We start from the raw sequence: 9,481 nt of genomic DNA, 5'->3' as shown, positions 1-9,481 counted from the left end.
GCGCGCGCGGCGGCGGAGCGCGCGGGCGTGCCGCGCATCGCGCTCGCGGACGTCGCCGCGCTCGACGCGCCGGGCCGTACGTTGTACCGCTTCGACGTGCGCACGCCGGAGGAATATGAAGCCGGCCATCTGCCGGGCTTCCTGAGCACGCCGGGCGGCCAGCTCGTGCAGGAGACCGACCATCACGCGGCCGTGCGCGGCGCGCGGATCGTGCTTGCCGATGACGACGGCGTGCGCGCCGACATGACCGCGTCGTGGCTCGCGCAGATGGGCTGGGACGTGCGGGTGGTCGAACCGGAGGACGGTAAGGCGCAGTTCGACGAGCGGGGCCAGCCGCCGCGCGACGTGCCGGCGACGCCGGCCGTGAAGGACATCTTGCCCGCGACGCTCGCGGGCTGGCTGAAGGAGGCCGCGCCGGGCGAACTGGCGATCGTCGACGTGACGGCCAGCGCGAACTACGTGAAGCGGCATATTCCGGGTGCGTGGTTCGCGGTGCGTGCGCAGCTGCGCGACGCGCTCGCGGCGATTCCGCCCGCGAAGCGCTACGTGTTCACGTGCGGGTCGAGCCTGCTGGCGCGGTTCGCGGCGGACGATGCCCGCGCGCTGCTGCCGGCTTCGGCCGACATCTCGGTGCTCACCGGCGGCACGGCCGCATGGATCGACGCCGGGCTGCCGCTCGAAAGCGGCGAGACGCATCTGGCCTCACCGCGCGTCGACCGCTACCGGCGCCCATACGAAGGCACCGACAACGCGGCGGCCGCGATGCAGGCGTATCTCGACTGGGAGTACGGGCTGGTCGATCAGTTGAAGCGGGACGGCACGCATCACTTCAACGTGATCTGACCGATGCAATGCAACCGGGTGCGGCGCGTCGTGCGTCGCGCCCGGTCAGCGGGCCGGTCAGCGCTTGAACGTATCGACCGCCGTGCGGCCGACGGCCGGATCGTCGGTGAAGAAGCCGTCGATGCCGGCGCGCAGGTACGCCTGGATTTCGCGCACCGAGCCGGCCGTGTTGCGCGTGGCCGGCGTGCCGCCATCCTTCAGCGACGCGGGCAGGAAGTTGTTCTCCGGGCGGAACGTGTACGGATGCACGACGAGGCCGGCCTCGTGCGCGTAGCGCACGTACGACGTCGGCTGCTGCAGCGTGCCGTCCGCGGCGACCGCGATGATCGACGTCTTGTACGGGCCGACGCCGTTCGCATAGGTCGCGATCTCGCGCATGCCGTCACGCGTCGACAGGTCGCCGTAGGTGCGCTTGTCGTTCGCCTTCACGAAGTCGTACGGGCGCTGGCCGGCTTCGTCCATCAGCTGCACGAGCTTCCAGTTCGGCTGGCTCGACTTGATCCGGTTGCGGATCGTCTTCAGGTTCGCGACCTCGAACGACTGGATGTAGACGGTCGCGGTGCGCGCCGTGTACGCGTCTTTCAGCAGCGCATCGACGAGACGGTCCTCGAGCGGCAGGCCGATCGACTGGAAGTAGGTCGGATGCTTGGTTTCCGGATACAGGTGAATCGTGCGGCCGGTCTGCGCGGACATCTGCTTCGCGAGCGCGACGATCTCGTCGAACGTCGGGATCTCGAACTGGTCGTTGTACGCGGTGTTCGCGGGGCGCACTTGCGGAATGCGCTCGCGGGCGCGCAGCGTCTTCAGCTCGGCGAGCGTGAAATCCTCGGTGAACCAGCCCGTCAGCTCCGCGCCGTCGATCGTCTTGGTCGCCTTGCGGCTCGCGAACTGCGGCAGCGTCGACACGTTCGTCGTGCCCGAGATCTCGTTCTCGTGACGCGCGACGAGCACCCCGTCGCGGGTCGACACGAGGTCGGGTTCGATCACGTCCGCGCCGTCCTCGATAGCCTTGCGGTACGACGCGAGCGTGTGCTCGGGGCGCAGCGCGCTCGCGCCGCGATGGCCGACCACCTGGACCTTCGCGGAAATCGGCTGGGTGGGATCGGACGAGACGTCGTCGCCGCCGCACGCGGCGAGCAGGAACGCGGCGGCACAGGCGAACGGGACGTAGCGCAGGGAGGTCGGGCGCTTGAAGAGCATGGCGATGAACCTTTGAAACGAGAGTCGGAAAGGGGCGATCGATCCGGCGGTGCGGCTGTCGTGGCGTGTCGCACGGAGTCGAATGGGACGCGATCGTCGCACTGAATAATTACATATATATTACTTGTGCCTTTCCATTTTCTATTTTTGGGGCGCGATGCCGGTGGCAGGGCGGTTGAATGCGGCTTGGCGTGACGCGCATTCCGGCCGTCTCGGGCAGGCCGGCCGCCGGATGCACTAAACTTGCGGGAATTTTGCATCGCCGCGCCGGGGCCGACGCCCGCCTGGCGCGACGATGCGGCGACTCGCGGGCCGGCGCGGGTGCCCGGCGCCCATGTGCGTCCGGGGCCCGCGCCGGCCGATTTTTCCCGACCCATGACCACTCGAACCGATTCCGCTTTCCTGCTCGGCGACCTGCTGAAGAACGTTTCCCGCTCCTTCTACCTGACGCTGCGCGTGCTGCCCGACGGCATGCGCGACCCGGTCGGCCTCGCGTACCTGCTCGCGCGCGCGGCCGACACGATTGCCGACACGGCGCTCGTCGCACCCGATCGCCGGGCCGCGTTGCTGACCGACCTGCGCGACGAGGTCGAGCGGCTCGGCGACGGCGTCGCGCTGTCGCGGGCGCTCGAGGACGTGACGCGGATGCAGACCGATTCGCACGAGCACGTGCTGCTCGGCTCGATCGAGCCGATGCTCGCGCTGCTGCGCACGCAGCCGGACGCCGACCGCGCGTCGATCCGCAAGGTCGTCGCGACGCTGACGGCGGGGATGGTATTCGACCTGCGCACGTTCCCCGACGAGCAGTCGGGGCGCGTCGTGTCGCTGCCGACGCGCGGCGAACTCGACCGCTACACGTATCTCGTGGCCGGCTGCGTGGGCGAGTTCTGGACCGACATGACGGGCATGCACACGCCGGCCGCGCGCCGCTGGAACCTGCCGGACATGTGCGAGAAGGGCATCCGTTTCGGCAAGGCGCTGCAGATGACCAACATCCTGCGCGACTGCGGGAAGGACTTGCGCATCGGCCGGTGTTACCTGCCCGACGACGTGCTGGGTGCGCACGGGCTCGGCGTCGCCGACCTGATGGCGCCGGATGCGTCGGCGCGCGCGCGCGGCGTGCTCGTCGATCTGCTGCGCGTGACGCTCGACCAGTATCGCGACGCGTGCCTGTATACGCTCACGATCCCGCGCCGCTTCGTGCGGCTGCGGCTCGCGTGCCTGTGGCCGATCATGATCGGCCTCGAAACGCTCGAGTTGCTGGCCGGCAACGATGCGTGGCTCGATCCGGCAAAGCCGGCCAAGGTGCCGAGAAAGCGCGTCTACCGGATCATGGCGTCGTCGCTCGCGCTGGTCGGCTCGAACGCCGCGATTCGCGCGCGCCTGACCGCGCTCGCCGATGCCGTGAGCGCGCATCTCGTGCAGCCGGCCACGCGCTGATTCGCACTGAACGGTGCCGGCGCGACAGGTGCCGGCATCGCCCCTCGGCCCGCGTTCGCCGGGCCATCATCGTCCGCTTCTTCACGTGTCGACTAAAAACGTTTTCATTATTTCGTGTCGCGAAACGTGGGTGTCATGAACGTCAGCGATCCTTCGCGGCGGCGTGAGTCGTGGCGTCAGCTACGGTCGCGCATTGGTAAGACGTATTTAGCCGAAGGCATCTGACGACATCCGACGGTCGCGTTGCACCCGTAAAAATGTAAAGCTAGGGTTTTCACCGGGAAATGCCGGGCAAGCCCGCCGCGTAAGCGTTTTCAGGTGTTATGTAACCGCTTGGTGAACCCGTGCGTTGCGTCGATCATACGATGACCGACTGCACGTGTTGGGAAATAATCGGTAATCCGTCAGAATCCCGTCGGCATGTACTCGCACATGTGTCAGTCATAAAACCACACCAGAAAAGAAATCATTCTTTGAGGACGGAGAATCAATGAAAAAGCGCGTCGCTTTCGCCATGACGGCAGTCGGTCTCGCAGCCGCTACCGCCGCCCACGCCCAGAGCAGCGTGACCCTGTACGGTATCGTCGACAACGGTCTGGCTTGGCAGAACAACTCGTCGGCCGTCGGTGCGACCACGGGTGGTCACTCGAAGGTGCAAATGTCCACCGGCGTGTGGGCAGGCAGCCGCTTCGGCCTGAAGGGCAGCGAAGATCTCGGCGGCGGCACGAAGGCGATTTTCCAGTTGGAAGCCGGCGTCAACACGGCTAACGGCTCGTCGCAGTGGACCAACGGCATCTTCACGCGTCAGGCGTGGGTTGGCCTGACCAACAGCACGTACGGTACGCTGACGGCCGGCCGCCAGTACACCGCGTACTACACGCTGCTGTCGCCGTACAGCCCGACGACCTGGCTGACCGGCTACTACGGCGCACACCCGGGCGATATCGACTCGCTGGATACGAGCTACCGCGCGAACAACTCGCTCGTCTACATGTCGCCGAAGTTCTACGGCTTCACGGTCGGCGGTTCGTACTCGTTCGGCGGCGTCGCAGGCGCGACGAACCGCGGCTCGACGTGGAGCGCGGCGATCCAGTACCTGAACGGCCCGGCAGGCATCGCGGTCGGCTATCAGAAGGTCAACAACGCGACGCTCGGCGGCGGCGTGTGGGGCGCGAACTCGACGGTCCAGAACGGCCTGACGGCATCGGGCGACGGCAACCAGCCGGCCGTTTCGTCGATCAACAACGGCTATGCCACGGCGCAATCGCAACAGCGTATCGCCGTGACGGCGGGCTACCAGTTCACGCCGGCATGGGACATTTCGGCATCGTACTCGAACGTCCAGTACACGCCGGGCACGGGTTCGGCGTTCCGCAACACGGCCATCTTCAACACGGCAGGCGCCGTGCTGCACTGGAAGGCAGCCGCTCAGTGGGACTTCGCAGCAGGCTACTCGTACACGGCGGCAACGCAGTCGAACGGCATCACCAGCTCGGCCAAGTACCACCAGGTCACGCTGTCGCAGTACTACAGCCTGTCGAAGCGCACGGGCCTGTACGCAGTTGAGGCTTACCAGCATTCGAGCGGCAACACGCTGAACGGCGGCAAGATCATCGCTGCAACGACGTCCATCGGCGACGGCGTGGGCGCAGGTTCGAAGCAGAACCAGATCGGCGTCGGCGTCGGCATGATCCACCGCTTCTAAATGCCACGCGGCGCGCGAGCGCCGCTTGCTGCATGCGGTTGAAGAACCGGCCTTCGGGCCGGTTTTTTTATGCGCGGTACGTATTGCGGCGCGTACGCCGGTTCCGTTACCGGCCGGCATCGACCGGATGCGGAGGGCGACGAAAGCCGCGCCCGACAAGCGCGTCGTTCACGCGGCGCTGGCCTCCAGACGGCAGCATCCGGCCCGTGCCAACCTCGTCCAGCCCGTCACTTAGCCGCGCCATCCGTCCAGCTTCCCGCCAGCGCCTGAAACAGCGCCGCCGTATCGGTGAGCCGGTCGGCCTGCGCGCGGGTACGGTCCAGTGCCGTCTGAAGCGTCTGCCGCTGCGCGTCGAGCAAGTCGAACGTGCTGATCCCGCCCGCTGCGTAACGGTCGCCGGCAATCCTGTCGCTGGCCGCCGCTTCCTGCGCGGCGGTGTCTCGGGCCTGTAGTGCAGCCGCGTCGCGCTCGACCGCGCGCATGGCGTCGGCCACCTGCTGCAGCGCTTCGAGCACGGTTTCACGGTAGCTCGCGAACGCCGCTTCGTACGCCGATTCGGCCGCACGTTTCTTCGCGCGCAGTTCACCGCCGTGAAAAAGCGGTTGCGTCAGCCCGAGGCCGACATTCCACACATTGAGCCCGCTCACGAGATCCGCGATGCGCGTGCGCTCCGAGCCGATTCCCGCCGAAATCGACAAGCGCGGATACAGGTTCGCGGCGGCCACGCCGACGTTCGCGCTGGCCTGGTGCAGCACGGCTTCGGCCGCGCGGATGTCGGGGCGTTCGCGTGCGAGCGTCGACGGCAACGCGACAGGGAGCGTGCGCGGCAGCGCGAGCGTATCGAGTGTGAGGTCGGGCAGCACGGCATCGGACGGCGGCACGCCGAGCAGGATCGCGAGCCGGTGGCCCGCTTGCGCGAGGCGGGCCTCGAGCGCTGGCAGCGATGCCTGCGTCTGCGCGAGCAGTGCGCGTTGTGCATGCACGTCGGCCTGCGAAACACCACCCGCCGCGAAACGCGCTTCGACGATGTGCAACTGCCGCGTCTGTGCGTCGATCAGTTGCCCCGTGAGCGCGACTTGCCGCGCGAGCGACGCGCGCAGGATCGCGGTCGCGACGACGTTGCCCGCGAGCGTCAGGCGCGCCGCGTCGAGCGTGTACGCCTGGTAATCGACCTGTGCGCGAAGCGCTTCGAGCGCACGCCGGTTGCCGCCGAACACGTCGAGTACATACGACACGCTCACCGACGCGTCGTACAGCGTGAACGGCCCCGGGCTGGGCACGTTGGCAGGCAGGCCGAATGCGGTCGTGTCGACCTGCTCGCGCGTGGCGGACAGGCTCGCATCGACTTTCGGCAACATCGTCGCGCCGGCTTCGGCCGCGTGGTTCTGCCGCGCTTCGTCGAGTCGCGCACGGGCCTCGGCAAGCGTCGGGCTGTTGTGCCAAGCGGTATCGACGAGCCGGTTCAGCGGTTCGGAGCCGAACTGCGTCCACCAGTGCTGCGGAGTATGCGTGGCCGATGCGAACGTCTGCACATCGCCGGTCGGTCCGGCGGTGGCGGCCGTCGTCGCGGGTGGCTCGCCGCGCGTGTAGCGCTGCGTGGCGGGCGCATCCGGCGCGTGGAAATCCGGCCCGACCGCGCATCCGGCGGCGAGCAGCGCGGCGGCGATCAGCATGCAACCGCGGGCGGCGGGGAACGGGCGACGCGAAGCCGGTTTCATCGTGCGGCACCTAGTCGAGCGTACGCCGGTAGAAGCGCAGCGCGACGCCCATCACGACGACGGTGAACAGCGCGACCGGCCACACGGACGGCCACAGGTCGCTCCAGCCGTTGCCTTTCAGCAGGATGCCGCGCACGAGGCGGTTGAAGTAGGTGAGCGGCAGCAGGTTGCCGATGAACTGCGCCCACTTCGGCATCCCGGCGAACGGGAACATGAAGCCCGACAGCAGGATGTTCGGCAGGAAATAGAACACCGCGAGCTGCATCGCCTGCAACTGGTTCTGCGCGAGCGACGACAGCGTGATGCCGACCGTCAGGTTCGCGGCGATGAACAGCAGCGCGGACAGGTAGATCGCGAACGCGCCGCCGACAAACGGCACGTCGAACACGAAGCGGGCAGCCGCGAGAATGATCGATACCTGGATCAGCCCGATCAGCACGTACGGGACGATCTTGCCCGTCATCACCTCGAGCGGTCGCACCGGTGTGGCGAGCAGGTTCTCCATCGTGCCGCGCTCGCGTTCGCGGGTGATCGCGAGGCCCGTCATCATCACCATCGTCATCGTCAGGATCACGCCCATCAGGCCCGGCACGACGTTGTACTGCGTGATGCCCTCGGGGTTGTACAGCCGGTGCAGCACGACGTCGAACGCGGCCGGGCGGCCGTTCAGGTGGGCAAGCGGGCCGGTCAGGTCCTTGTCCGCGACCGGCTGCACGAGGCCGGACAGCGCGCCGATCGCCGATGCCGTCGCGACGGGATCGGTGGCGTCCGCCTCGACGAGCAGCGACGGACGCTCGCCGCGCAGCAGCCGACGCGAGAAATCGGCCGGCACGTTCAAGACGAACAGCACGTCGCCGCGTGCGAGCGCACGGCGGCCGGCCGCTTCGTCGGGCAGCGTCTCGACGATGTCGAAGTACGCGGAATTGCGCATCGCGGCGACGAAGCTGCGCGCGAACGGGCTCGCATCGGCGACGATCACTGCCGTGGGCAGGTGTTTCGGATCGGTGTTGATCGCGAAGCCGAACAGCGCGAGCTGGATGATCGGCACGCCGACGATCATCGCGAACGTCACGCGGTCGCGCCGCAGTTGCAGGAACTCCTTCAGCACGATGCTCCACCAGCGGGCGACCGAAAACGCATCGCGCAGGCGCGTCCACGCGTTCATGACGACGCTCCGCCGGGCGGCCCGGATGCGCGGCCCATCATGTAGATGAAGACGTCCTCGAGCCCGGTGTCGATCGGCGCGACCTGCAGCGCGGCAGGCCCGTCGGCTTGCGCCGCGACCTGCGCGAGCGTCGCGTCGAGCCGCGCGCGATCGCGGCCGCTCACGTGCAGCGCCGAGCCGAACACGACCGTCTGCTCGACGCCCGGCATCGTGCGCAGCCGCGCGGACAGTTCGCTCAGATGCGCACCGGTGATCGCGCGGGTCACGAGCCCCTGCGACGCGACGATCTCCGCCGACGTGCCCTGCGCGAGCAGCTCGCCGTACGCGATGTACGCCAGCTTGTGGCAGCGCTCGGCCTCGTCCATGTAGTGCGTGCTGACGAGCACCGAGATCCCTTGCGCGGCCAGCCGGTGCAGTTCTTCCCAGAAGTCGCGGCGCGCGGCCGGATCGACGCCGGCCGTCGGCTCGTCGAGCAGCAAGAGCGCCGGCTCGTGCAGCATGCAGGCGGCCAGCGCGAGGCGCTGCTTCCAGCCGCCCGACAGCGCGCCCGTGAGTTGGTCCGCGCGGCTCGCGAGGCCGAGCCCGTCGAGTGCGCGCGCGACGGCCGCCTTGCGGTCGGGCATTCCGTACACGCGGGCGACGAAGTCGAGGTTCTCGCGGATCGACAGGTCTTCCCAGTACGAGAAGCGCTGCGTCATGTAGCCGACGCGCCGCTTGATCTGCGCGCTGTCGCGCACGATGTCGTAGCCGAGGCAGGTGCCGCTGCCCGAATCAGGCGTGAGCAGCCCGCACATCATCCGGATCGACGTGGTCTTGCCGCTGCCGTTCGGCCCGAGAAAGCCGAAGATCTCGCCGCGCGCGACGCGCAGCGACACATCCTTCACGACGTGCTTGTCGCCGAAATGCTTGTTCAGGCGATCGACGTCGATCGCGTACGGGGCGGGCGGCGTGTTCACGGCACCCTCACGGCGACGGGCTGGCCCGGATGCAGCTTCGGCGCGTCGGCGACGGCCGGGCGCGCCTCGATCATGAACACGAGCTTGGTCCGGCTCTCGTTGCTGTAGATCACGGGCGGCGTGTATTCGGCTTCGCTCGACACGTAGGTGATGCGCGCGGGCACGTCGGCCGCACAGCCGTCGCAGTGGATCGCGACCGTGCGCCCCGGCGCGAGCGAGGCGATGGCGGCCTCCGGCACGAAGAAGCGCACCTTCAGGTTTTGCGGCGGCAGCATCTGCACGACCGGATTGCCGGCCTGCACCCATTCGCCGACGCGGTACAGCGTGTCGTACACGCGCCCGGCGGCGGGCGCGGCGACGCGCTTCTGGTCGAGCTTCCATTGCGCCTCGGCGACCGCCGCCTGCGCGGCGTCGACCTGCGCGGCCTGCGCGGCGACCTGCTGCGCGCGGCCCG

The 9,481-nt window shown here is 68.3% G+C and carries 8 protein-coding genes; 3 read left to right on the top strand and 5 right to left on the bottom strand.

Features of this window, described 5'->3' with window-relative positions; genetic code table 11:
* Positions 1 to 843: rhodanese-like domain-containing protein (locus G3N96_RS35740; protein ID WP_277399475.1), on the top strand; the 843-nt coding region annotated here is incomplete at its 5' end.
* Positions 844 to 900: 57 nt separating this feature from the next.
* Here G3N96_RS35740 and G3N96_RS35735 read toward each other — a convergent pair.
* A complete protein-coding gene (locus G3N96_RS35735; RefSeq protein WP_206140120.1) occupies positions 901 to 2,043 on the bottom strand; it encodes a glycerophosphodiester phosphodiesterase in 1,143 nt (380 codons plus the stop codon).
* A gap of 375 nt (positions 2,044 to 2,418) precedes the next feature.
* Between G3N96_RS35735 and G3N96_RS35730 the strand changes: the two genes are divergently transcribed.
* Positions 2,419 to 3,483 carry a phytoene/squalene synthase family protein gene (locus G3N96_RS35730; RefSeq protein WP_206140119.1) on the top strand — a complete coding sequence of 355 codons (1,065 nt, stop codon included), beginning with the start codon at positions 2,419 to 2,421 and terminating at the stop codon, positions 3,481 to 3,483.
* A 490-nt stretch (positions 3,484 to 3,973) separates the two neighbouring features.
* A complete protein-coding gene (locus G3N96_RS35725) occupies positions 3,974 to 5,188 on the top strand; it encodes a porin (RefSeq protein WP_124577773.1) in 1,215 nt (404 codons plus the stop codon).
* Between the two features lie 227 nt (positions 5,189 to 5,415).
* On the opposite strand, the gene G3N96_RS35720 is transcribed toward G3N96_RS35725, so the two are convergent.
* The 4 genes from G3N96_RS35720 to G3N96_RS35705 all read right to left on the bottom strand — a co-directional run.
* Positions 5,416 to 6,906 (bottom strand): efflux transporter outer membrane subunit, encoded by a 1,491-nt coding sequence (locus G3N96_RS35720; RefSeq protein WP_206140118.1) that lies wholly within the window; start codon positions 6,904 to 6,906, stop codon positions 5,416 to 5,418.
* A 10-nt stretch (positions 6,907 to 6,916) separates the two neighbouring features.
* Complete coding sequence (locus G3N96_RS35715; protein WP_206140117.1) at positions 6,917 to 8,071, bottom strand: ABC transporter permease; 1,155 nt, start codon at positions 8,069 to 8,071, stop codon at positions 6,917 to 6,919.
* Positions 8,068 to 9,027 (bottom strand): ABC transporter ATP-binding protein, encoded by a 960-nt coding sequence (locus G3N96_RS35710; protein WP_206140116.1) that lies wholly within the window; start codon positions 9,025 to 9,027, stop codon positions 8,068 to 8,070. Before G3N96_RS35710 ends, G3N96_RS35715 begins: the two co-directional genes overlap by 4 nt.
* A partial coding sequence (locus G3N96_RS35705) for an HlyD family secretion protein (RefSeq protein WP_206140115.1) occupies positions 9,024 to 9,481 on the bottom strand: 458 nt, incomplete at its 5' end. The genes G3N96_RS35705 and G3N96_RS35710, both read right to left, overlap by 4 nt.

It is taken from the genome of Burkholderia sp. Se-20373 (assembly GCF_017104705.1).
GTDB lineage: Bacteria > Pseudomonadota > Gammaproteobacteria > Burkholderiales > Burkholderiaceae > Burkholderia.
This window is presented reverse-complemented; position numbering and strand designations above follow the sequence as displayed.